Raw genomic sequence first — 24,597 nt, 5'->3', positions numbered from 1 at the left:
AAATAAATGCGTAATCGCCTTGGGAGACACGACACGCATAAGCAGAACAGCAAAAGGGAAGTGTTCTTTCTTCCCGTTGATGGACTGCTTATGTCGCGAGTGTCTAGGCGATGCAGCTGGAAAGCGAGTTGTTTCCCGGACCATCCTATCCCTTTCATGGTAACGGACCTCCCTTCATGATTCTTTGTCGAAACAGACAAACATGTATATAATAGGCATAGTTGATATCGAAAGGAGATTGTTACATATGATGAACATAAACGAAATCAAAGAAATCATCCCGCACCGTTACCCCTTCTTATTGATCGACCAGATTGAAGAAGTAGTGGAAGGAGAGCGCGCGGTCGGCTATAAAAATGTCACAGTCAATGAGCCATTTTTCCAGGGACATTTTCCGGACTATCCCGTCATGCCTGGGGTATTGATCGTAGAAGCCCTTGCACAAGTCGGAGCAGTCGCAATGCTGAAAAAGGAAGATAACCAGGGCAAGCTTGCCTTCTTCACAGGCATCGACAAGTGCCGCTTCAAGCGCCAGGTTCAGCCAGGCGACCGCCTGAAGCTTGAGGTGGAAATCGTAAGAGCCAAAGGACCGATGGGAAAAGGAAAAGCAAAAGCGACCGTCGATGGTGAGCTCGCTTGTGAAGCTGAAATCATGTTCGCTTTGAAATAAGAAGAAAATGGTCTTTCACTTTGAAAGCCAATAAACGATCCCACTGTGGACTGCACGATAAGCGTTCGGTGGACGCCTGAGGGAACAGCGCGAGCCGAAGATCCACTTGGTCAAGTGATTTTCTTGACCAAGTTAGCTGAGGTCGTGCCCGCGGCAAGCATCCACCGGTAAGCAATTCGTGAGAATCAAGCGACTCGCCAGATGGCGGGGCGTTTTTTTTTGGCCAGAAAATTACTTGTACGTGGTTTATTTATGACAAATTGGGAAAGATAGGCGTGATAAATCTTGAATAGGAGGAATAAATGATGATTAATAAATGGTGGATGAAACTTGGTGCGGCTACTTTAGCGATTTTCTTGCTGGGCGCATGTGCTACGGCAGAAGATGATGCAGGTAACAACGGAACGGAACAAAATGAAGAAGGTGACATGGAAGAAGAGGAAGGTAATACAGAAGGAAATGGAGAGAACGGGGAAGCTGCTGATGAAGAAATGAATGAAACCGAGGACATGGATGCAGAAGGGGAGCAGGCTGAAGAAGATATGACAAACGAAGATACCATGGATAATGGAGAAAATAATAACGAATGAGGAAAAGTCAGAGGCTGTGGCAGGCAGCTTCTGACTTTTTTGTTTGGAGTCACCCTTTCAGGTCGATCCGGCCGCCGAGCGTCGGGTGCTGCACCTCAGGCAAGTTAGTTTTAAGTAATGACTGACAAGAATTAACCATTATATGGACAATATGGTTATTGTTCACAAATCTGACACGATATGATGAATTTCGCGGACCTTTGGTATAGTAATATAGTCTTATGTAATAGAAAAGAGAGAAAAAGGGGATGGAGATGTGGAATGTGTTGAAGTAGCCTCCGATTATTTAATAAATCAGGATACCATGATGTTAAAACCGAATGTAACAGGAAATAAAGTATCCACCTTCGTAAGAGAAGAAAGTCATGTTATTTGTACCAACAAGAGCGTTAAAAAAATTCTTGATAATAGTTGCCTTTTGTATGGGGCCTCCTTTAATGGCCGGAGGGATTTTTCCAGAGCTTTTTTACAAACGGATAAAAAACTGCCGGTGGAAGTGAGTGCACCATCCAATATTGTGATGTTCCCTCTACGTTCTAATGTATTAGGGGAAAAGGTTTGGATCGCATACCATCATGTCAAAGACCAGCGGGTCATTTCCACTGGCAAGATGGAAATCCTTTTTACAGACAATACTACCTATCAGATTGACATCTCGAAATCTTCCTTTTCACGTCAATATAATCTGGCTGCCCGTCTGGTAAATCGGAAACACTATACATAAGTTTCAGAAGAACGAGGTTTTTGTCATTTCTGAATAGCCCTTTCGTTTTTCCCGCGGGGTTTTTATGGTAAGATGAAAACAACATATCATACCCGTGGAAACGCTTTACTGAGCCTGCTTTATGGGAAAAATTGATAGTTTTCCCGCTGTTGGTAAAGGGAAAATGAATAGGAGAGGTGATTCGGATGAAATATAGAACGGCAGCTGACATCAAAGACCTCCTGCTTGATGATCAGGAAACCATAATCAATAACATCGACCCAGAAAAAATAGATGTCTATCACTTTCTGCATGACCGCTTCAAAAAGACGGATGTCACGAAGGATCTTGTCTTCCAGTTCAACTTCCGTTATTTCTATAAGTTGGACAATCCGAGCCTGACCGAGGAATTCCAGGATCGTTTCTTTGAAATTATGGAGAACCAAAGGAATGAAAAACGGCCGAATATCGTCCGTGTCGTGACCGACCTTTACGAAGTGAAGAACCATAAAGGCAATCCGACGATGCAATTTCCGCTCGCGACGGCAATGCTACATACACTAAACGGTTATTTTCCTACTTATGATAGTGATGTAGCCAAGGCGTTCGATTTTTCATCGACGTATCATTTGAATAGCTTCTATAAAAAAATGAAAAGGTATATCAACCAGTATCGCCATACCTTTGATACGTATAGCGAGCTATTGGACGAAGAGAGTTTGCAAGTAATGTTTGATAACTTTGATAAACGTTTTCCTAAAAGCAGCCTTTCCAAAGTGAAAAAGCTGGATCTGATGGTATCAGAATTAGGGAGACATCTTTCCTGAAACGTAACAGACCGGATGACTTATTAGTCATCCGGTTTTTTTGATGTCTAGGAAGTTTAATATTGTTTAACGATGAAAGGATAAGAAAATATCCGAGGTTGCGTCATCATAAATTGTCGGGAAGCAGTTTTATTGCAAACAGTATAATGGATTAGTAATTGAAAAATCCTCCAGATTTTAGTACGATTAATCTTGTTGTGACTGACTGGTCAGATAGTGAGGAAAGTAGGGAATACATATGAACGAACGGAAGCGGCAGCTGATTGAATCAGGAATGAAGTTGTTTGCCCAAAAAGGCTACCATGCCACCTCCATACAGGAAATCGCTACGCAGAGTGGTGTTTCTAAAGGGGCTTTTTATCTGCATTTTGATTCCAAAGAAGATTTAACGCTGTCTATCTATAAATTTTATTACCAGCAAATGATGGATAAAGTGGAGGAAGTGCGTCAGATGGACCTTGATCCCAAGGTCAAAATGACGCGTCAGATCGAGATGCTCCTCACGAGCCTGATGGAGAATAAAGATTTCATTCTGATGCACCTGAGAGATAATATCTCGCTCACTCCTCAGGTCGATGACTTTCTACTTGAAATGAAAATGGAGAGTTTTCGCTGGACGAGTGAAAATCTGAAGGAACTATTCGGTTCAGCGATTGAAGACTATATTGTTGATAGTTCGATATTGATGGAAGGCATACTGAATGGTTATGCAAAATGGCTGGTCATTGACGATCTCGAGGTCGAGCCACAAAGGCTTGCCTCATTCATCCAGGAACGTATTGTCGATGTTGTCGAGGGTATGCTGAAAAAAGAGACGGAACCGTTGATAGGTTTAGATGATGTTATCCGGCATTTTCCTACATTTAAAGAGCAGGATCCCCATAGCAGGGTGAAAGAAAAGCTGACGGTGATGCGGGGGAAAATCGATACACTGAAAATGCCGAAGCAAAAGCGGGAAGACTTGCATAGCGCCATCGATGTGCTGCTTAACGAAATCAAGAAAGACCAGCCGCAGCACATTTTATTCCAGGGCATGCTTTCCCATTTTACCGGGATAACTGTTTTTCAAAGAGAATGCCAGCAAATCGCCCAGGACTTGAACATCGAATTGATTTAAGAAAGTGAGAGGAGTCTTTTTTATGAAAAAATTATTAGGTCCGGTGGTCCTGGCGGTACTTTTGCTGGGATTGATCAGCGGCTGTTCCAATAATGATAGCGAGCAGGCAGAAGAAGTCGAGCGTATTACACCGGTAGAAACCGCTGTCGTAGAAAAAGGAGATTTACGTATCGAGCGTAAAATTGTCGGACGGACCACGCCGGCAACTACCTCGCAGATCATCCCGCGTTCACCTGGAGAGCTGGTTGCTTTGAATGTGGAAAAAGGGGACCGTGTAAAAAAGGGTGATGCCATCGGTCAGGTGGATGCACAGAATTCACAGAGCCAGGTGGAGCTGCAGAAAAATGCCGTACAGCAGGCAGGGAAACAGCTTGAAAACGCCCGGATTTCAAGACGGCAGGCAGCACTCGGCGTAGAAAACGCGAAAAAGCAATTAGCTGCAGCTAAGCAGGCCCGGCAGGCACAGGCCCAACAGTCTAAAGGACAGATACAGGCGGCCTATCAGCAATATGAACAAGCGAAAGAGCTTGCCGATCAGACGAAAAAGTTAGCGGATGAAGGTACGATTCCGGAAGTTTTATATCAACAGGCGAAAAGCCGTGCAGACCAGGCCTATGCCCAGTATGAGCAGGCGAAAAATCAGACCGTACCTTCTTCTGCGGAAATCGAGCAGGCTGAAGCGCAAGTAGATCAAGCGCAGTCTCAGCTCAACCAGGCTGAAGTTGGTGTCGAACAGGCAGAACTTCAAGTTGAGCAGGCGCAGGTCCAATTGAACCAGGCCCAGGAGCAGGCTTCCAACAATACCATTTACGCAGGGGCCACAGGTGAAATCACTTCTTTGGAAGCACGGGTTGGTGATATGGTGTCCAATCAGCAGCCGATCGGCGCGATTGTCGCATTAAATCCGATGACTGCTGAAGCTGCCGTGACAGCAGACCAGCTCAACCTGTTTGAAGAAGGTCAGGAAATTGATGTGAAAATCAATGGGGTGGAGAAAACGATCACCTCTACGGTGGAGTATGTCGCCTCCGTGCCAAATGATACGGGTTTGTACCCTGTGGAAGCGACAATTGCCAATGAATCAGAAAAGGTTAAGCCAGGCATGATGGCGACCTTCCTGCTTCCGGAGACCGTCGTAGCTGATACATTCCTAGTCCCGACGGAAGCAGTAGTAGAAGAAGGTGGAGAAGCGTATATCTACCAAATCCTTGAGGAGAAAGCAAAGAAAATTGCAGTGACCGTCGTTGAAGCACAGTCTGAAACCACTGCGATCGAAGGTGAAATTACAGCGGGAGCTGAAATCGTCACCACCGGGCAATTGACCCTGACAGATGGAGCTAAAGTCAGCATCATAAAGGAGGATGCCTGATTTGAAACTCGTAAACGAATCCGTCAAACGCCCGGTCGGCGTCATTATGATTGTGCTGGCCATATTAGCTCTGGGCATCATGTCCTTACGAAATTTGGCTATCGATTTGTATCCGGAAATCGATCTGCCAATTGCGGTCGTATCTACCAACTATCCGGGAGCAGCACCACAGGAAACGGAGAAATTGATCAGTGAACCAATTGAATCGTCGGTTAGTGCGATTGAGGGCATGGAAACCGTGCAATCACAATCGCAAACTGGAGCATCCATCGTGTTCATGCAGTTCAATACCGGAGTCAACCTGGATAACGTACTATTGGATGTCCGTGAAAAAGTCGATCAGGTGAAGGGGATGCTCCCTGAAGGAGCAGGCGAACCGAACGTGCTTCGTTTTGACCCCCAGCAAATTCCTGTCATGTGGGTCGGCCTAACCGGTGACAGTCCGGAAGAATTGCAGCAAATCGCAGAGAACCGGGTTGTCCCTTTTCTTGAACGTCAGGAAGGCGTAGCCTCTGTCAGTATTGAAGGAGGAAAAGACCGGGAAGTCCGTGTCCTGATCGATCGCGGTCAGATGAACGAATATGGGCTTAATAGCCAGACCATCATTCAGACTTTGAACGCCGCAAACCAATCGGCTTCCGCCGGGGCGGTTGAAAAAGGAGATAAAGACCTGCAGATACGAATCGCCGGTGAGTTCGAATCTGTGCAGGAAATCAAAGATACCTTATTGCAAACAGAAGGCGGGGCGCAAATCCGCCTCGATCAGATTGCAGATGTGAAAGATACCTATGAAGACACTTCAACGATTTCCAAGGTTAACGGCCAGGCATCCGTAGTTTTGTCAGTCTTGAAAAAATCAGATGGAAATACCGTGGAAACGGCGAATAATGTTACATCCGCCATGGGAGATATCAAAGAACGTCTTCCGGAGAATGTCAACATGAAAGTCGTGCTGGACACTTCTCAATTCATCACCCAGTCGATCGATTCGGTGATGATGAATATCATCATCGGCGGGGTGTTTTCTGTTCTGGTTTTACTCTTATTTTTAAAAAGTATCCGTGCCACGCTGGTCATCGGAATATCGATACCGATTGCCATCATTTCAACGTTCACCTTGATGTACTTCACCGGGGAAACGTTGAACGTCCTTACCATGGGAGGACTGGCGCTGGGAATCGGGATGATGGTCGATAGTTCCATTGTCATTCTGGAAAACATCGTCAACTACCGGCAGCAAGGATATTCCATGATGGAAGCAGCAAAAGAGGGCGCGTCGGAACTCGCACCAGCCGTTATTGCATCGGCGACGACAACGATCGTCGTGTTCCTGCCGATCATTTTCGTAGAAGGAATTGCATCAGAGCTGTTCACGCCGCTTGCTTTGACCATTTCCTTTGCACTGATTGCCGCCTTGATTGTATCAGTAACCTTGATTCCGATGCTATCTTCCAAGCTATTGACGAAACCATTACAGACATCGGGACGACGGTACTGGTTCGACCGCTTTTTAGCCAAAGTGAACAATGGCTACCAGTCCATGCTGCGTCGGGTGTTGAAGTGGAGGAAAACGACCGTTCTCGTGACCCTGTTAGCGATTGCAGGCAGCGGGTTCCTTGTTCCGATGATCGGAACTGAATTCATTCCCCCGTCAGACCAGGGGCAGATCGAGATCAGTGTGACGGCTCCTGCCGGGACATCGCTTTCGACAACCGAAGAAGTTACAGAAAAAGTGAATGAAAAACTAAAAGCCTATGAAGATGTCATCGAAACAAATTATGTGACTATCGGAGGCGGTGGATTCGAAAGTTTTTCATCGTCCGCCAATGAAGCCACTTATACGATGCAGCTTGTCGGGCCGGACGACCGGGAGCGGAGCACTAGTGAAATCATGCAGGCGATTGATAAAGACGTTTCCGGGGTGCCTGGAGCGGAGATCGCCGTCAGTGAAATTGGAGCAGGTCTTGGAACAGGAGCCCCTGTTCAAATTCAGTTGAATGGACCGGACTACGAGGTCTTAAGTGAACTGGCTGAACAGGTCGTCTACATGATAGAAGATGTAGACGGGGTCCATAACCCGGAGTCTTCCACCAACGAGGGACGCCCGGAAATGCAAGTCCAGGTCGACCGTGACAAAGCGGCTCAGTACGGTCTCAGCTACCAGCAGGTGCTCAGCCAGGTTGAGCTCGGATTCAACGGTCAGGTAGCGACTCGTTACCGGGATGGAACCGACGAAATAAATGTCCGGATGATTTTGCCGGAAGAAGAGCGCCGGACGATTGCCGATCTGGAAGGCATGACCCTGCAGACACCGACCGGCTCATTGATTCCGCTTGCCAGTGTGGCAGAACTGAAACAAGTACAGGGACCGGTTACTTTGCTGCGTGAAAACCAGCAGCGCCAGGTCAACGTAGAAAGTGAAATTGTCGGACGCGACCTTGGAAGTGTGACAGAAGATATCAGGAAGGAACTGGAGCGCTTGAATTTTCCCGATGAATACAGTTATGAAATCGGCGGCCAGGCGCAGGATATGCAGGAAGCCTTTGGAGACTTGGCATTGGCGCTTGTATTCTCAATTTTCCTTGTTTATGCCGTCATGGCTGTACAATTCGAGAACTTCCTGTTCCCGTTAATCATTATGTTTTCGCTTCCGACCATAATCATCGGTGTCATGCTTGGCTTGTTCACAACCGGCTTGCCATTGAGTCTGCCGGCATTCGTCGGTATCATCATGCTTGCGGGGATTGTCGTTAACAATGCGATTGTACTCGTAGACTATATCAACATATTGCGCAGAAAAGGCATTGACCGCTACGAAGCGATTTTAGAAGCCGGTCCAAGCCGAATGCGTCCGATTCTGATGACGACCTTGACGACTGTTCTCGGGATGATTCCGCTCGCCCTTGGTCTCGGCCAGGGGGCAGAAGCCCAGCAGCCGCTTGCTGTCACCATCATTTTCGGATTGACGATCTCCAGCTTATTCACGTTATTGTTGATCCCGGTCGTCTATACCTATTTCGACGACCTTTCCGATAAAGTTACGGGCTGGTTCCGGAAAGATAAGTAAGGCTGTGTGCCAAAAGCCAGCGATGTGATACGCAAATTCATTTAAAACGAAAACCCGTTTGATTGGATAAACAATCAAACGGGTTTTTCATCGTATTTTTTATGAACATGTCAATTCTCGTCTCCGTAGCGGTCAATTTTGATCAGGTCCCAGGTTGTGACGATTCCAAGGGGTTTACTATGCTGGGAACCATCCCCTGTAATAATGACTGCTTTCAATTTCAGGTTTTGCTCGAAACTGCGTTCGAATGAAGATTCCAGATCGAAGATGGAGTTTTTTTCGCTTAAAAAACGGACGTTATGATTCTTTTCCAGCTTCAAAATGTCAGAAGCACGGACCTCGCCCATCTGAATACAGTCGTTATGCATGTTACGGGACAGCCAGCGCACAACCCCGTCATTCGTCAACAGCCCCAGAAACTGCTGATCCTCTCCGTAAATAGGGAATTGGGAGACTTTGAAACGATTGAATGCCTCGACAATTTTTGTCAGATGAGAGTTCGATTTGAAAAAAAGCACAGGCCGTGTCGCAACATCGATCGCTTTTGGCGGCTGATCAAGCGTTTGTTTAATTTTTTCTATTTCTTCCACGACTTCCCGGTGCGGGTAGGCAATGTAGTAATCATCGCGTATTTTTTCATGGACGAGCGCATTTCGCAGCTTCGCATATTGTTTTAAATTGTCAAAATGATGCCGGATGACACTATGTTTTATCTTGGAGCGTTGAAGCAGTTCCATGAAATTGTCGTTTTTTGGATACCCGTTGATCATTTTCAATTGCTGGTGAATTTGATTGAATGCAATCTCGAATCGTTCCGCGAGCTCCAATTCTTGTCTGGATCCGTCCATCGTTGACACCTACTTTGTATGTAAAAATGATGTTTCCTCTTATTATAACGGAATCCGGATTAAAAAAACATCAGGGATGGCAGTACGTAGAGAAGATACACAATTAAATCACGATAAATGCCTGATACCGAGGCGGAACTGGATGTCTCTCAAATAGGAGACACGGCCGGTCATTGTCTGTTTTTTTGCATATTAGTGACCAAATAGCAATAAAATGTAATAAAGTTTCATTAATTGTATTGTATTAAGTAATATTATTTTGTAAGATATACAGTAAGTTAAAATATTAGAAATTGGAGCAAAGCATATGAGCAATCAATTGATTTTTATCCAGGAAGCACTGGACAGCTGCAAGCCCTCGGAAAAGAAAGTAGCCGATTACATTTTGCGGCATCCCGACGAAGTAGTGAATTTATCGATCCAGAAGCTTGCAGAAAAAACCGAAGTGAGTGAAGCGACAATCATCCGGCTTTCTAAAAAACTTAAATGTAAGGGTTTTCAGGAACTCAAGTTGACCATCGCAAGAGAAATGGCTGTTTTTGAAACATCGACAGAAAAATACCAGGACATCCCCGATGACGATTCTATCGAGTCGCTGATCAACAATGTTTCCTATAATAATATCCAGTCATTGGAAAATACGCTGAACATCCTGGCTCCGGAAGATGTGGAAGCAGCCATCCAATTGATGACCAAAGCCCGCAAGATTGCGGTTTACGGCATTGGTGCTTCCGGTTTCATCGCACAGGATTTCAAGCAGAAGCTGACCAGGATCGATAACTGGTGTGAAGTTGGTCTCGATATTGATGCCCAGCTGACGATTTCCGCCAACCTGACCAAAGAAGACGTCGCATTCGGTGTCTCCTACAGCGGCCAGACTCGCGATATATACGAATCATTGAAGGTCGCCAAAGACAATGGTGCGACGATCATCACGCTCACAAAAATGGGTGAGAACCCAGTATCTTCACTGGCTGACATTGCTTTATATACAACCTCACTTGAAAAAAATATCCGAAGTGGTGCCACCAGTTCACGAATCGCTCAGTTGAATGTCATCGATATTTTGTTTCTTGGAATTACGCGTTCCAATCAGGCGGCTAACATCGAAGCTCTTGATAAAACAAGAAAGGTGGTGAAAATGATTAAGTGATCACATCCTACATGCACCATCTCGTCGAAAATCGGGAGGTCCCCGGCGCCGTTGTTCTTGTTAATGTCAAAGGGGAGCGGAAATATTTTGAGGCGTTCGGGGGTTACCAGGCCAGAGACGGGACCAGCAGGAAAACCACAACGTCTACCTGGTTTGATGCAGCTTCATTGACGAAAGTGATGGCAACCCTGCCGGCAGCTCTTTATCTCATTAATCGGGAAAAACTGGCCCTTCATGCACCGGTTCAACACTACATCCCGGAATTCACCTTCAAGTCCATCACCATCTATCATCTTTTGACCCACACAGCAGGATTATCCGCCGACTTATCTCATAAAAGCCGTTGGCATAAACGGAATATCTTTCATGAATTGCTCGCTTCGACACTTGTTACCAAGCCTGGTGAGACAGTGAAATACACAGACCTTGGCATGATATTGCTGGGGAAAGTGATCGAAAGAGTCACGGCCAAACCCTTAAATGACCTGGTAGAAACAGAGCTTTACCCACGCTGGAACATGCCAAACACTACATATCTACTAACGGAAAAACAGAAGATGGAAACAGCCTCGACCGAATGGGACAACGGGCAGTACCTTCAGGGGGAAGTCCATGATGAAAAAGCATTCCAAATGGGCGGCGTAAGCGGAAACGCCGGATTGTTCACTACCGCTGAAGACATGGAGGCCTACGGGCTGAAATGGCTCTACCCTGATTCCCAGGCTGTAATTGACCCGTACTTACTTAAAGGAGCCTGCCAGGAACATAAACAGGGACGCGGACTCGGCTGGGAGGTTTGGAACAGGATAGGGGACCCGCCTTCATGTGGAGAACATTGGCCGCCCGGATCCTTCGGCCATACCGGATTCACAGGCACGAGCCTCTGGATCAACCCTAAGGATGAAATCATCACCGTTTTGCTGACGAATGTCGTGCATTATGGAAGAAACCATAACCTGAAAACGATTCGAAAAGAATTACACAGTCATGTGCATCAATGTTTTGCAAAATAAAAATCATTTTTACAGGAGGTAAGAAAATGGGGAAAATCACGAAAGGTTGGATGATTGGATTTTTAGCGTTCATTTTGATTTTAACCGGCTGTTCGTCAGATGCAGGGTCAGAAGAAGGCGGAGACAGCAGTAACGAAGGCAGCGGAGACACCGTCACATTGCAAGTGGGGAGCTGGCGGACGGAAGATACAGCAAAGTACGAAAAGCTGTTTGAAGCTTTCAACGAAAAGCATCCTGACATCAAGTTAGAGTTCAAACCATCGAAAAATACCGAATACAATACGATTCTGAACACAGAGTTGAAAAGTGGAGAAGGACCAGACATCCTTCAGCTTCGTCCTTATGCAGCGGGTGCTGAGCTTGCTGATGCAGGTTACCTAGAGCCGATTGACGATCTTAATGGATTGGATACATTCCCTGAATCATCTTTAATGGCAGCGCAAGGTTCTGATGGTACGCAATATGGTGTTCCGTTGAACATGAGTACGACGCAAATGTTCTATAATAAGAAGATTTTTGATGAACTGGGATTGGAAGAACCACAAACCTACGAAGAGTTCATTGAAATCAATGAAACTTTGAAAAAGGAAGGGTACACGCCACTTGCGATGGGTACCAAAGAAGGCTGGCTGATGTCTTTGATGCACGGAATCGTCGGACCATCTCAATATGGAGCTAACGAATTCGTTGAAAAAATTGAAAACGGAGAAACCAATTTTGTCAGTGATGAGTTCAAGGCTTCTATCGAGGCGATGGACGAATTAAAAGCTTACTTCCCGGACAACTATGAAGGACTTGGAATGGAAGACATCCGTACCTTATTCTTCACAGAAAAAGCAGCGATGTTCCCGTTGGGAAGCTGGGAAATCGAAGTATTGAAGGAAATGAACCCTGACCTGCAGCTTGACTTCTTCATGATGCCATCAGCAGACGGCAAAGAACCGACCATTACTACCTGGGTCGACGGGTCATATGCGATCAATGCTAACTCTGAACATAAAGAAGAAGCGAAGAAGTTCCTAGAGTGGATGACGACAGAAGAGTTCGGTCAAATGTTCACGGAAGAATTCAGCATGGTCAGCGCTGTACCTGGTGTCCAATCCGATAACCAGCTGGTCAGCGATCTAGCCAAAGCGGCAGAGCAAAACTCAACGCCATACTTGATTCTGGTTCATTTCGCAAAAGGAAATCCATCAACGAAAGCGACATTGGAAACAGAACTGCAAGGTATGTATTTAGGAGAACAGACAACTGAAGGAGTAGCCGAAGCAGTTCAGAAAAGTGCGGAAAGCTACTACGAGCCTTTTCAAAAATAATTATTCAAGGCGGTGAATACGTTGAATACTGCTGAATCTCAAGTCAAAGCTGTCAACAAGCCAGCTGCAAAAACGAAAACCAAAAGGAAATGGAAAAGATGGGCTATCCATCTTTTCCCTATTCCCGCCTTAGCTATTTATGGACTATTTATTGTTTATCCAATTCTTGCTGCATTTACATACAGTTTATTTGATTGGGATGGACTCGTCCGTGGTGCATTCATCGGACTGGAAAACTTCCAGGCTCTATTTTCATTGGAGCCATATAAAGAGTTATTCTGGAATGCTTTCCAGCACAATATCGTTTACTTCACAGGACAATTGATTGCACAGAACGGGCTGGCATTCATACTCGCATTCATCATTTATAAAAAAATCAAAGGGGCGGAATTCTTCAAAATCGCCTTCTTCATGCCTCGTCTACTATCGATTATCGTTGTCGGTTTCCTCTGGAAACTGATCTTGAACCCGAACTTCGGGGCACTCAATGTGATTTTAGGAAAATTCGGTTTGGAATCGCTGCAAAAAGCGTGGCTTGGCGATCCGGATACGGCACTCACAGCTATCATTCTCGTAAACTCGTGGTTCGGTTTAGGGTTTGCTGTTTTGATTTTCCTGGCGGGTATGCAATCGATCCCCCACGAATTGATTGAGGCTGCGACGTTGGATGGCGCGAAAGGGTGGAAGATGATGAGCAAAATCATTATCCCATTGATGATGCCTGCGATCACTATCATCACTGTACTGACATTCATCCAGTCGTTCGAGGCATTCGAGCTCGTGTATGCCATGCAGGGGTCGCAAGGGGAGCCATACCATTCAACCGACACACTGGCAATCTATTTCTATCGTCTCGCGTTCGGCGGGTCATCCGGCGGCGGATCGTCTGCAATTGGGTTAGGGTCGGCATTGGCAGTCGTGTTGTTCCTATTTATCTCGGTTTTCACAGCAATTTTGCTTTATTTCATGAGGAAAAAAGAAGTAGAAATGTAGGAGGGGATGAACATGAAACAAAACATCTGGACCAGACCGCTGTATTACGTCATTGCTTTTGTAGTCGCATCCATCAGTTTGTATCCGATATTCCTGATGATCATGTCCTCCTTCAAGCCAAGCAACGAAATTTTCATGAACCCGTTGTCCCTTCCGAAAAGCTTCAGCCTGGAGCCTTACCGGAACCTGCTTGAGCAAGTACCGTTCATGACATACTTCTATAATAGCGTCGTCGTAAGTGTGACAGCAGTACTGTTGATATTGATTTGTGGCTCGCTTGCGGCTTTCTATATCGCCCGGTACACCTTCTGGTGGAATAACGCTTTATTTTTCTTTTTCCTGATGGGGATGATGATTCCGATCAAATTAGGAATCGTGCCATTATTCATTTTGATGAAAGACCTTGGACTGACCAACTCGTTATGGTCATTGATCTTCATTTACACGGCCACCGGAATTCCGTTGTCGATATTGATTTTGACAGGTTTTTTCCGGACAATGCCGATCGAGCTGGAAGAAGCGGCCCGGATCGATGGCGCGACCGATCTCCGGATTTTATGGAATGTCCTCTTGCCATTGATGCGTCCGGCGCTTGGAACGGTCATGATCATCAACTTCATTCAGGCGTGGAACGATTTCTTTTTCCCGCTCATCTTCATCTCGAATGAAATGAAAAAGACGATTCCAGTCGGGATGCTGTCGTTGTTCGGTGAGTATTCTGCCGATTGGGGAGCGTTATTCGCAGGACTGACATTATCTTCGCTGCCGATGATGATTCTTTTCTTCATCGCTTCAAAACAGTTCATGGAAGGACTGACTGCCGGTGCCATCAAATAACAGATACTTTATCGGAATGGATGGCGGAGGCACGAAAACAGAGCTTGTCATCGGTGATGAGACCGGAAATGTGATGTTGTCGAAAACAGGAGCGTCCACGAACTTGAAGTCACGAAAGGAAACCCAGGTGAGAAATACGGTCCATCAGTTGCTTAAAGGCTCTATCAACCCTATCCCGGAGCATATTTTTGTAGCGGCAGCTGGAGGCGACCGCAGGGAAGATAAGCATCGCTGGAAATCATGGATGCGTGACATTGTCGGTGCTGACAGTCCGGTTACCGTAGAAAATGATGCCATCGCCGCTTTGGCTGGCACGACTTTTTCTAAACAAGGGACCGTCCTGATTGCCGGGACCGGTTCGATCATTTATTCGTTCCAGCCCGGGGCTGATCCGTTACGAACCGGCGGATGGGGCTACCTGCTTGGCGATGAAGGAAGCGGGTATGATATTGGCAGGCGCGGTCTACAGGCAGTCATGCAAGCGTATGATGGCAGGCAGGAAAAAACAATATTGAGGGATCGTTTATTGAAACGATTTGGTTTAAAAAGCCCGGAAGAGATGATCACGTTCATTTATGAACATGAATACCCCAGGCAGGTGATCGCCTCGACAGCAAATGATGTGATAGCGGCCGTATCGGAGGGCGATACAGTGGCCGAAAGCATTGTCGGCACTGCAATCGAAGAGCTGTTACAATTGATCGAAGCCCATAGGAAAAAAGCACAAACTGCAACACCGGTCGTTCTGGCAGGCGGCGTTTTTCAATCGCGATATTTTACGGAATTATTCCGAAACAAAAGCGATACACGTTTCCATCCGAAGGTTGAATTTTTACAAACGGAAATGCCGCCGGCCGTTGGTGCGTACTGCTGCGCATTGCTTGAAGCAGGTATATCGGTGACCGATACGATGATAACCACCATGAAAGAATCATATAAGCAAGTCCAATCAAAAACAGAGAAATTGGGGGCTGAATGAATGGGTGACACAAAAGAAAGAACGTTAACCGAATCAAGACATAGCAAGTCCCACCAACTGGATGAATTATCGACTATGGAAATCATCAGACTGATGAACGAGGAAGACCGCACAGTCCCTGCTGCTATTGAAAAAAAACTCCCGCAAATCGAAGCAGCGATTGATATCATTGTCGCCGCATTGAATCAAGGCGGCCGGTTGATCTACATAGGAGCTGGCACGAGCGGCAGGCTGGGTGTACTTGACGCATCCGAATGTCCGCCCACATTCGGGGTCCCGGAAACCCTGGTCCAGGGTATCATCGCCGGTGGCGATCATGCGCTGAGGCATGCGATCGAAAATGCGGAAGATGACTGGGACGAAGGTGAGAGAGCGATCCAGGAAGCGGCTGGCCCAAAAGATGTCGTAGTAGGTATTGCTTCAAGCGGGCGCACGCCATATGTATTGGGCGCCGTCGACGCAGCCAAACGACTTGGAGCAAAAACGATCGGACTGACCTGCAATGACAATACACCATTGTCGGCAGCAGTCGACTATCCGATCGAAGCATTAGTCGGACCTGAAGTATTGACCGGATCGACCAGGCTGAAAGCAGGTTCTGCCCAGAAAATGGTCCTGAATATGCTTTCGACCGCCTCCATGGTCAAAACCGGAAAAGTCTATAAAAATTTAATGGTGAATGTCCAGGCGACCAACGAAAAACTGAAGCAGCGCTCGGTATCCATCATCCAGGAGCTGACCGGTGTTTCTGAATCAGAAGCACGCGAGGCAAGCTCCCAGGCGGGGGGAGATGCACGAATCGCGATCCTGATGCTGATGTTTCGAATCGAAGCGGATAAAGCATTAACTATCCTAAAAGAAGAAAATGAACATTTTTCAGCAGCAGTCAAACGGTTGAAAAACCAATAACAGGGTGTAGCAGAAAGAATTTATCACCGATTAATCAGCAATATAATAGAATAGAAGCGAGAAACGTCCAGGAACCCTTCCTGGGCGTTTCTCTTTATAGGAAAACCGGCAGGGCGGGACCTTAAATCAATAGTTTTTTCCTTTTACTCTATCACCAGCCTCGCAATAGGTCTAATTACTCAAAAACACCCCCTTAAACCCTATTAAATTTCCAATTTTTATCATTCGACAAAACTAGAACTGATTGCCTGACAAAAATCTACAAACATTAACAAGCTTTCTATAGTATATTTTTCTTAATAAATAAGACAAATTCTTCAGAAAACGGCAAACTTGTTGAAAAATGAGGGCGCAAAGTCGCAGGCCTAAGGGGGAAGTTTTGTTCACGGAAAATGCTACTATGGCGGCTGGACTGCCTGGAAGACTATTAATTGGAGGATCAAAAACGATGACAATTTCAAAACAGGCGAAAACAGAAGAGCTGGACACGGAATGGGTGGAATTGATGAAAGAGGCAAGGGAGCTGGGAATGAGCAGAGATGATATCAGGGCATTCTTTTCTTTGATGAAAACAGATAAGCAAAATTCGTTGAACAGATGAAGTTTCCTGCCGCTGTACTTGATGTTTCGATCCATTACATACTTCACGGCGAACAGGAAGAGCAGTATTTAGACAAAGGCTGGATGGAACTCGGAAAGGAAGCGCTGGAGTCAGGTGTCACGAAAGAGCAATTCAAAGAGTATCTTGAGTTCAACAAATGGAAAAGGAAGCAAAATTAATAAAACCCTTGCAAAAGGACGGGGAAGACCCGGCTTTTGCAAGGGTTATTGTTTTTAGAAAATCTAGTTTTTCTCAGTAGCGTGGCCTCCGAATTCGTGACGAAGGGCGGATACCACTTTTCCTGTGAACGTATCGGTTTCCTGTGAGCGATAGCGCATCATCAGTGCAAGGGCTATAACTGGAGCTGGAGTCTCGAAGTCAAGTGCTGTTTCGACCGTCCACTTTCCTTCTCCGGAAGAGTTCATAACCCCTTTTATTTCATCGAGGTTGGCATCTTTACGGAAAGCGTCCTGCATCAGTTCCATCAGCCAGCTGCGAATGACGGAACCGTGGTTCCATACTTTCGCAACCTCTTCGTAGTCATAGTCGAACGGACTTTTTTCCAGCAGCTCGAACCCTTCACCGATAGCGGCCATCATGCCGTATTCAATGCCATTGTGAACCATTTTCAAGAAGTGGCCGCTGCCGCCTTTTCCGGTATAAAGGTAGCCATCTTCGACAGATAAGTCGCGGAACAACGGCTCGATGACACCGAAAGTTTCTTTGTCGCCACCGATCATGAAGCAGGCTCCATGACGGGCACCTGAAATCCCGCCGCTCGTGCCGACATCGAAAAACTGGATGCCTTTAGCGCTCAGCTTCTCATGATTGGCCAAAGTTTTTTTATAATTGGAGTTGCCGCCATCAATCAGGATATCCCCCTCCGCTAACAATGGGGACAATTCTTCGATCACCTGGTCGGTGATTTCCCCGGCAGGTACCATCATCCAGATGACACGCGGGGTATCGAGCTGATCAACAAGCTCCTGATAGGACCCGGCACCGCTGCCGCCTTCTTTTTTAAAGTTTTCGATGGATTCTTCATTAACATCATAAGCAACAACTTCATGATTTTTTTCCAGCATCTGGGCTCCAATGTTGAAGCCCATCTTTCCTAAACCGATTAAACCTGCTTTCATATCGCAAACCTCTTTTCTCTTATTTTATACAAACATACTTAACACAAGTGCTACACCAAATCCTACAAGTCCGATCAGTGTTTCCATCACTGTCCAGGATTTCAAAGTCTCGGTTTCCGTCAGGCCGAAGTAACGGTTGACAAGCCAGAAACCTGAATCATTGACATGGGATACGACCGTTGCACCGGAAGCAATGGCAATTACTAATAGACCAAGCATCGGTTCACTGACCTGGAACGAATCGAGCAATGGTGAAACCAGTCCGGCTGCAGTAATCATCGACACCGTCGCGGATCCTTGTGCAATTCGAACAATCGTCGCAGTAATAAAGGCGAATATGATCAGTGGCATTTGAACATCTTTCATCAAGTCAGCAAGTATGTCCCCGATACCAGAAGTGATCAGCATTTCGCCGAAGACCCCACCGGCCCCGGTGACGAGGATGATGATACCGGCTGGTTCCAATGCTTTTGTTGTGATCTGCTGAATTTCTTCCTTTTTATATCCACGTTTGTAACCGAAGACATAAAAGGTTAGCAATGCCGCAGCAGTCAGAGCTACGAATGGGTGACCGATGAAGGTCAGGATGCTTTGCAGCTGGCTGTCTTCCGCAAGCACCAGGCTGGCAGTCGTATTGAGCAGAATCAAAGCCAGTGGCAGGGTAATGATACCGACGACACTTTTGAAGCTCGGGAGATCACGGTCGTACTCTGTTTCTCTGATTTGTTCCATCATATATTCTGGCACACCGACATGGATTTTTTTAGCGATATACTTACCGAAGATCGGACCGGCAATGATCATAGCCGGAATACCAGCCATAAAGCCGAACAAAATGACCCAGCCAAGGTCTGCGCCAAGCAGGGATGCGACCGAAATTGGTCCCGGTGTCGGCGGGATGAAGCTGTGGGTGACGGCAAGACCGGCTAATAGCGGGATACCAAAATACAAGAGCGATTTTTTCGTTCTCTGTTGCAGGCTGTACAGGATTGGAGCAAGGATGACCAGCGCAACATCGAAAAATACCGGAATAGAGACGATAAAACCTGTCAGGCCGAGAGCCCAGCTGATGTTCTTTTCGCCGAACTTATCCATGAGCGTCAAGGCGAGTCGTTCGGCACCGCCGGATACCCGGAGCATTTCCCCGAACATGGCGCCAAGGCCGATGATAACGGCGATAAACCCTAACGTACCGCCCATTCCTTTTTCTATCGTACTGATGATATCCTGTAACGGCATACCGACAACAAGTCCAATGATGATACTGACGAGCAGGAGCGCGATGAACGCTTGCAGTTTCGTACGCATAACCAAAAATAATAGCAATAAAACACCGAGGACGGCGGTAATAATCAGTCCTGCAGTTGAATCCATTTCAAAAATCCCCTTTCTAGTCTAACTTAGTTGATAGTTTCTGATCCCCGTGACCATGCTTCCGCTGGAAGTCAGAGATCGCTTTGAACTCTTGGCCCATTTGACGGGCAAGCCGCAAAAATATTGGTTTCAGGTCCCGATAGACATGAATGTTTTCTTCAATCGGGCTGTGTTTCACTTTCGTGTGGATGACCTGTTTGACGCTGGAAATGTCATCAACCATCCGGAGTGCATTCATCGCCAGCCAGGCAGCTCCGAGGCATGAACTCTGGTGACTCTCTGGAATGACGATGTCTGCTTCGAAAATATCAGCCATCATCTGCCTCCATAATTCTGAACGGGCGAATCCGCCGCCGGCCCGGAATTCCTTTGGCTCAACACCTGCTTCAATAAGGGCGATTACGACCGAATACATCTGGAACATCACACCTTCCAGTACGCTTCGCACCATATGGTTACGGCCGTGGTTCAACGTCAAGCCGAAGAACATACCTTTCGTATCTGCATCCCAGAATGGGGCGCGTTCTCCAGTCAGATAAGGGAGAAACAACAGACCATCAGCCCCTGGGCGGATTTTTTCGGCGCGCCTGGTGAGCTCATTGTAAACCTCTCCATCCTGAATGTTCTGGAGGTCAGGGTACAGCTCATCACGAGCCCAGCGGAAAGCGATCCCGCCATTATTGATCGGGCCGCCGATCACCCATTGTTCATCAGTCAGGGCATAACAGAAAATCCTCCCTTTCGGATCAACGGTCGGACGGTCTACCACCGTGCGGATAGCGCCGCTCGTTCCAATTGAACAGGCGACAATACCTGGATCGATGGCCCCCACGCCAATGTTGGCGAGCACGCCGTCGCTGGCTCCAATGACTACTGGTGTGCCAGACGGGAGGTGAAGGCGTTCTGCCAATTCGTCGTCCATTCCATTGATGATTTGTGTCGTAGGTACCGGCCTGGATAGCTGTTGTTCTGTAATTCCGGCCAGCTCCAATGCTTCCTGATCCCATTCCAGGTTTTCCAAGTGGAAAAATCCAGATGCGGAAGCAATCGAATAATCGACGACAAAGCGATGAAACCAGCGGTAAATGATATATTCTTTGATGGATATCCATTTATCCGCCTTGGCGAAAATTCCAGGCTCACGATTTTGGAACCATAACAGCTTTGTGAGTGGCGACATAGGGTGGATTGGTGTTCCGGTTCTGAGATAAATTTCATGACCGCCATTTGTTCTTAATGTTTCTGCCTCTTCCACTGATCGCTGGTCTGCCCAGGTGATGACATTGGTCAGAAGCCTTCCGTTTTCGTCCAGGGCAAGCAGACTGTGCATGGCGGCGCTGAAGCTGATGCCTGTAATGGAAGCGCTTTTACCGGCGGCTTTTTTTGCTGCCTCCTGTAGTGTATATATCACTGCCTGATAGATCTCTTCCGCATCCTGTTCCTTATGGGTTGGAACAGGGGAGTAAAGCGGGTACCCTTGTTCCACTTCGGCCCAAATCTGTCCCGCAGTATCGTATGCGAGCGTTTTCGTACTGGTGGTGCCGATATCTATAGCAAGTACGACAGATGTTTTCATCCATTTCCCTCCAAACTATAAAGCGTTTTCAGATTAAAATATAACAATGAAAATTATTTTCTTTGACTACGATTATACAATAAATTTTTTTTGATACAACTCATTATTGTGAAAAAATATTTCATCAGATTACTTTTCATTAAATTGTAAATCGTTTAAACTGATTACATGTCTTGAAAAAGGGGGAATACATTGTGGCTGAAGCGCCTTCACACGTAATGCAGCGAGTTCGATCGACCTATCAGCAATTCAGTGAAAAAGAAAAGCAGATTGCGGATTACATCATTTCCAATCCGGAAAAAATCGTCCATTCATCCATCAACCAGGTCGCAGATGACTTGAAAGTAGCTGACGCAACTGTATTCCGCTTCTGTAAGCGGCTCGGTTTCAAAGGATATCAGGCGCTGAAAATCGCCCTGGCCTCCGAACTGGTCAGTCCGATCAAAGACATCCATGAAGAAATTGATGAAAACGACTCCGAAATGGAGATCATGAAAAAAGTTTTTCAGGCAAACATCAATGCTATTGAATATACGAGAGAAATACAAAATGAAAAAAATTTTCAAAAAGCCTTAACCTACATCCTTGGCGCCAAGCAAATCCATTTTTATGGAAATGGGGGCTCCGGGGTGGCTGCACAGGATGGACAGCATAAATTTATGCGCAGCGGTCTGCCCAGTCATGCCTATACCGATACTCATGTTCAATTGATGGCGGCATCCCAACTGGCAGAAGAGGACGTAGCATTATGTATATCCCATACCGGTGCAAATAAGGATTTGCTGGAAGTTATCGATGTTGCCAGGAATACCGGTGCCAAAACGATTGGTATTACCAATTACGCAAAGTCGCCATTCAGCAAAGCAGTCGATGTATGTCTGTATACCGTAGCTCCTGAGACGGGCTACCGTTCCGAAGCACTGTCTTCCAGGCTTGCTGAACTGTCCATCCTCGATGCACTGTATGTCAATTACAGTGTCAAAAGGAAAAATCAGTCTCAGGAAGCATTGGCAAAAATGCGGAAAGCAATTGCCAGGAAACGAATATAGGAAGGGTTTAAGATGGGAAAGAGGATGGGCTTTATTCCGTGGGAAAAATTTTTAAAAACGGGAAATTAAATGGTACTAAACTAGAAAGGAACATCCGATATGAACGCACAACCTTTACATAATAATAGAATAGGAACGATTACATGGCAGTTTTTCTCCAGGTAGTATTTCCGGTACTGCTCATCTTTGCTGCCGGTTACGTAATTCAGCTCGTTGCCCGTCTGGATATAAAATCGCTCGCAACCATCACGCTTTATATCATGCTCCCAAACCTTGTCTTCAAGACGTTCTATGAAGCAGAACTCAATCAGGAATACGTCATGATGCTCGCTTTTGCTGCGATTTTGCTTGCCGCGATCATAGTTATTAACAAATTGGCCGCTAAAATCAGAAACTATGACCAGGCGACTGAGAGCGGTATGATCCTGTCTACTGCATTCATGAATTCCGGGAATTATGGAACACCGATTATCCTGTTCGCTTTTGGGAAAGAAGCCTTTATGTATGCTGTGTCGTTTATGGTATTGCAGGCAATCATCATGAACTTTTTTGGCGTTTATTACGCAGCCAGAGGAAGTGCCGGCATTAAGCTGGCATTCCAATCTGTCCTGAAGATGCCACCGACCTATGCAGTGCTTGCAGCTTTAGTAATGAACCTTGGTTCCATTCCGGTTCCGGGGAGCCTGATGTCAGTCATCACCCTGGTCGGAGATGCAACGATACCGACGATGATGATTACTTTGGGCATGCAGCTTGCTGAAATAACGGTTAAAAATATGAACTGGATGAAAATCAGCTATGCTGCTTTCGTCCGGCTGCTTGCATCACCCTTAATCGCTTATGTTTTGACACTGGTCCTGCCGATGGATCCGATGATGGCTAACGTGTTGATAGTAGCCGCCGCCTGTCCATCAGCAGCTACTACGACAATGTATGCTCTTCAATTCGATGCCAAGCCGGGACTTGTATCCAGCATCACTCTCGTCACCACGCTTCTTAGTCTGTTAACCATTCCAATCCTGCTGATATTATTAGGAGCCTGAGTCCTAAAACCCCGGAGCCCTCCATATATTGGAGGGCTCCGGGGTATTTAAATATCACGGAAATCATGTAATATTTTGTCAGATAGTGTGCTATAATAGTGTGATATGATAGACCTAGATTAAGAGATAAAAAGAGGGAGGGCCTGCAGTGAATATTGGGAAAAGGGTCCAATATATTATGCATTACTATCATTTAGAATCGCCAAACATGAAAAATGGATCGATTCTCCCTGAAGAATGGACAGCTATACTACAAGGGCGCTTACCACTTCGGATGGAACAGGCAATCCATCTGGCTGAATACTGGAATATTCCATTAACCTATTTAACTGACTATGATCAGACTGATATACACATACACCGACTACTCCAGGACCTTCAACATGAACTTCTGACTAAACATGACCCAGACGAAACAATAATCGCCGGATTAATGAAACCGATGTCCATTTCATCGATCACCCAGGAAATCATCTTCCACTTATTAAAAGCAGTGTATCATTATAAATATAAACAATTTGAGCAAGTGAAACAGATAGAAAATGAATACTTAGCATTCATGTTGCCGGACCATAACATTTTGAAGGAGTCTGCGGTATTCCAACGGGCTCTTTTTTATTTTTATGGTTTCAAATATTTCTATGAAGGAAAACGTGAAGAATCACTTGCTTACTTTGCCCGTTTGTTAGATAAGACGACAGATCGTGACGAGATCGTATCTATCATTCAGAATCTTTCCTTGATTTTAAAAGAAAACGGAGAGTATGACCGCGTCATTCATTATATGGAGCGGCTGAAGCGATATAGTCAGGAGCAAGAAGACGAGCAAGCAATGTCGGCTGCACTCAATTATCTTGGTGCTATATATATTGAGAAAAAAGCATATCGCCAGGCGATACACTATTTTGAACAAATGAAAAAGCTGGATTTATCGCCACGCCTTACATCCAGGCTGTATCATAATCTGGGTGTGCTTTATTTCAAACTGGATAATTTCAAGCAAGCGATTGAGATGTATGAAACCGGAAAGGAACTGAAAGAAGCGTACGGCATGAAGGATGGTTTGTTCCTTTCTTATCACGCATTATTCAAAGTGTATCACTTTCACGATGACAAACCGAATGCAGAAAAATATTTCGAAAAAGCACATGCCTATGCAAAAGATGAAGGTGAAGAAACTTTACTTCTATTAGCGAAGGCCCAGACATCGGAATCAGAATCTCCTGAACAGGCACTGCAATGGTACGATCAAGCGCTTGATTACTACGAACGCCATACTATTAAGGGCAAGCTTGAGTCCATTTATCCAGCAGCTGCAAAGCTGGCTGAACAATTGGGGAAATATCAGAAAGCTAATGAATATCAGGCTGGGTTGGAAAAGCTGCACAATAAAAACGGCGATGCGAAACAGGCATAGAAGGTGA

General features: G+C 45.9%; 23 protein-coding genes and 1 riboswitch. Of the genes, 19 read left to right on the top strand and 4 right to left on the bottom strand.

The genetic code is table 11. The features are described from left to right. Positions 1 to 247: 247 nt before the first annotated feature. From fabZ to P855_RS0113555, 7 genes are all read left to right on the top strand, one after another. The gene (gene fabZ / locus P855_RS0113585; RefSeq protein ID WP_028784076.1) at positions 248 to 670 is read left to right on the top strand and encodes a 3-hydroxyacyl-ACP dehydratase FabZ; all 423 of its coding nucleotides are present in this window, start codon (positions 248 to 250) and stop codon (positions 668 to 670) included. Positions 671 to 975: 305 nt separating this feature from the next. Continuing rightward, the gene (locus P855_RS0113580) at positions 976 to 1,260 is read left to right on the top strand and encodes a hypothetical protein (RefSeq protein ID WP_028784075.1); all 285 of its coding nucleotides are present in this window, start codon (positions 976 to 978) and stop codon (positions 1,258 to 1,260) included. Positions 1,261 to 1,516: 256 nt separating this feature from the next. Further along, positions 1,517 to 1,984: a competence protein ComK gene (locus P855_RS0113575; RefSeq protein WP_028784074.1), complete on the top strand. Its 468-nt coding sequence runs from the start codon at positions 1,517 to 1,519 to the stop codon at positions 1,982 to 1,984. 185 nt (positions 1,985 to 2,169) lie between these two features. Further along, positions 2,170 to 2,790 carry a hypothetical protein gene (locus P855_RS0113570; protein ID WP_028784073.1) on the top strand — a complete coding sequence of 207 codons (621 nt, stop codon included), beginning with the start codon at positions 2,170 to 2,172 and terminating at the stop codon, positions 2,788 to 2,790. A 238-nt stretch (positions 2,791 to 3,028) separates the two neighbouring features. Then, positions 3,029 to 3,907: a TetR/AcrR family transcriptional regulator gene (locus tag P855_RS0113565; protein WP_028784072.1), complete on the top strand. Its 879-nt coding sequence runs from the start codon at positions 3,029 to 3,031 to the stop codon at positions 3,905 to 3,907. A 22-nt stretch (positions 3,908 to 3,929) separates the two neighbouring features. Then, on the top strand, positions 3,930 to 5,276 hold the full coding sequence (locus tag P855_RS0113560; protein WP_028784071.1) for an efflux RND transporter periplasmic adaptor subunit: 1,347 nt from the start codon (positions 3,930 to 3,932) through the stop codon (positions 5,274 to 5,276). Position 5,277: 1 nt separating this feature from the next. Further along, positions 5,278 to 8,343, top strand: coding sequence for an efflux RND transporter permease subunit (locus tag P855_RS0113555; RefSeq protein WP_028784070.1), 3,066 nt, complete (start codon positions 5,278 to 5,280; stop codon positions 8,341 to 8,343). Positions 8,344 to 8,453: 110 nt separating this feature from the next. Here the strand turns inward: P855_RS0113555 and P855_RS0113550 are convergent, their stop codons facing one another. Then, positions 8,454 to 9,191: a CBS domain-containing protein gene (locus tag P855_RS0113550; RefSeq protein ID WP_028784069.1), complete on the bottom strand. Its 738-nt coding sequence runs from the start codon at positions 9,189 to 9,191 to the stop codon at positions 8,454 to 8,456. Positions 9,192 to 9,498: 307 nt separating this feature from the next. On the opposite strand from P855_RS0113550, the gene P855_RS0113545 reads away from it, so the two are divergent. From P855_RS0113545 to P855_RS21030, 9 genes are all read left to right on the top strand, one after another. Further along, entirely contained in the window at positions 9,499 to 10,344 is an 846-nt protein-coding gene (locus P855_RS0113545) for a MurR/RpiR family transcriptional regulator (protein WP_028784068.1), read from the top strand. Beyond that, positions 10,341 to 11,357 carry a serine hydrolase domain-containing protein gene (locus P855_RS0113540; protein ID WP_028784067.1) on the top strand — a complete coding sequence of 339 codons (1,017 nt, stop codon included), beginning with the start codon at positions 10,341 to 10,343 and terminating at the stop codon, positions 11,355 to 11,357. The genes P855_RS0113545 and P855_RS0113540 overlap by 4 nt, the downstream gene beginning before the upstream one ends. Positions 11,358 to 11,383: 26 nt before the next feature. Then, positions 11,384 to 12,673 (top strand): ABC transporter substrate-binding protein, encoded by a 1,290-nt coding sequence (locus P855_RS0113535; protein ID WP_028784066.1) that lies wholly within the window; start codon positions 11,384 to 11,386, stop codon positions 12,671 to 12,673. A gap of 105 nt (positions 12,674 to 12,778) precedes the next feature. Beyond that, positions 12,779 to 13,666, top strand: a complete 888-nt coding sequence (locus P855_RS0113530; protein WP_037986272.1) for a carbohydrate ABC transporter permease — start codon at positions 12,779 to 12,781, stop codon at positions 13,664 to 13,666. A gap of 12 nt (positions 13,667 to 13,678) precedes the next feature. Beyond that, on the top strand, positions 13,679 to 14,503 hold the full coding sequence (locus P855_RS0113525; protein ID WP_028784064.1) for a carbohydrate ABC transporter permease: 825 nt from the start codon (positions 13,679 to 13,681) through the stop codon (positions 14,501 to 14,503). Then, on the top strand, positions 14,490 to 15,482 hold the full coding sequence (locus tag P855_RS0113520; protein ID WP_028784063.1) for an N-acetylglucosamine kinase: 993 nt from the start codon (positions 14,490 to 14,492) through the stop codon (positions 15,480 to 15,482). The genes P855_RS0113525 and P855_RS0113520 overlap by 14 nt, the downstream gene beginning before the upstream one ends. Beyond that, positions 15,483 to 16,391, top strand: a complete 909-nt coding sequence (murQ, locus tag P855_RS0113515; RefSeq protein ID WP_028784062.1) for an N-acetylmuramic acid 6-phosphate etherase — start codon at positions 15,483 to 15,485, stop codon at positions 16,389 to 16,391. A gap of 316 nt (positions 16,392 to 16,707) precedes the next feature. Continuing rightward, positions 16,708 to 16,811, top strand: a riboswitch (cyclic di-GMP riboswitch). After that, positions 16,771 to 16,992: an anti-repressor SinI family protein gene (locus P855_RS21035; RefSeq protein WP_037986069.1), complete on the top strand. Its 222-nt coding sequence runs from the start codon at positions 16,771 to 16,773 to the stop codon at positions 16,990 to 16,992. It overlaps the preceding riboswitch by 41 nt. After that, positions 16,989 to 17,171 carry an anti-repressor SinI family protein gene (locus tag P855_RS21030; protein WP_051353230.1) on the top strand — a complete coding sequence of 61 codons (183 nt, stop codon included), beginning with the start codon at positions 16,989 to 16,991 and terminating at the stop codon, positions 17,169 to 17,171. The genes P855_RS21035 and P855_RS21030 overlap by 4 nt, the downstream gene beginning before the upstream one ends. Before the next feature lie 63 nt (positions 17,172 to 17,234). Here the strand turns inward: P855_RS21030 and gnd are convergent, their stop codons facing one another. From gnd to gntK, 3 genes are read right to left on the bottom strand one after another with little or no spacing between them, the layout of a single operon-like run. Further along, positions 17,235 to 18,131 (bottom strand): phosphogluconate dehydrogenase (NAD(+)-dependent, decarboxylating), encoded by an 897-nt coding sequence (gene gnd / locus P855_RS0113500; RefSeq protein WP_028784061.1) that lies wholly within the window; start codon positions 18,129 to 18,131, stop codon positions 17,235 to 17,237. A 24-nt stretch (positions 18,132 to 18,155) separates the two neighbouring features. Next, positions 18,156 to 19,505: a GntP family permease gene (locus tag P855_RS0113495; protein WP_028784060.1), complete on the bottom strand. Its 1,350-nt coding sequence runs from the start codon at positions 19,503 to 19,505 to the stop codon at positions 18,156 to 18,158. Between the two features lie 16 nt (positions 19,506 to 19,521). Beyond that, a complete protein-coding gene (gene gntK / locus P855_RS21025; protein ID WP_051353229.1) occupies positions 19,522 to 21,081 on the bottom strand; it encodes a gluconokinase in 1,560 nt (519 codons plus the stop codon). Positions 21,082 to 21,275: 194 nt separating this feature from the next. Between gntK and P855_RS0113485 the strand changes: the two genes are divergently transcribed. From P855_RS0113485 to P855_RS0113475, 3 genes are all read left to right on the top strand, one after another. Further along, the gene (locus P855_RS0113485) at positions 21,276 to 22,130 is read left to right on the top strand and encodes a MurR/RpiR family transcriptional regulator (RefSeq protein ID WP_028784059.1); all 855 of its coding nucleotides are present in this window, start codon (positions 21,276 to 21,278) and stop codon (positions 22,128 to 22,130) included. Between the two features lie 143 nt (positions 22,131 to 22,273). After that, positions 22,274 to 23,173: an AEC family transporter gene (locus P855_RS0113480; protein ID WP_028784058.1), complete on the top strand. Its 900-nt coding sequence runs from the start codon at positions 22,274 to 22,276 to the stop codon at positions 23,171 to 23,173. Between the two features lie 148 nt (positions 23,174 to 23,321). Beyond that, complete coding sequence (locus P855_RS0113475; protein WP_028784057.1) at positions 23,322 to 24,590, top strand: tetratricopeptide repeat protein; 1,269 nt, start codon at positions 23,322 to 23,324, stop codon at positions 24,588 to 24,590. Positions 24,591 to 24,597 lie beyond the last annotated feature (7 nt).

This window comes from Thalassobacillus devorans MSP14, assembly GCF_000496835.1.
GTDB classification, from domain to species: Bacteria; Bacillota; Bacilli; order Bacillales; family Halobacillaceae; genus Thalassobacillus; species Thalassobacillus devorans_B.
Note: the sequence above shows the minus strand (reverse complement) of the source record. Positions and strands in the feature narration are given on the sequence as shown.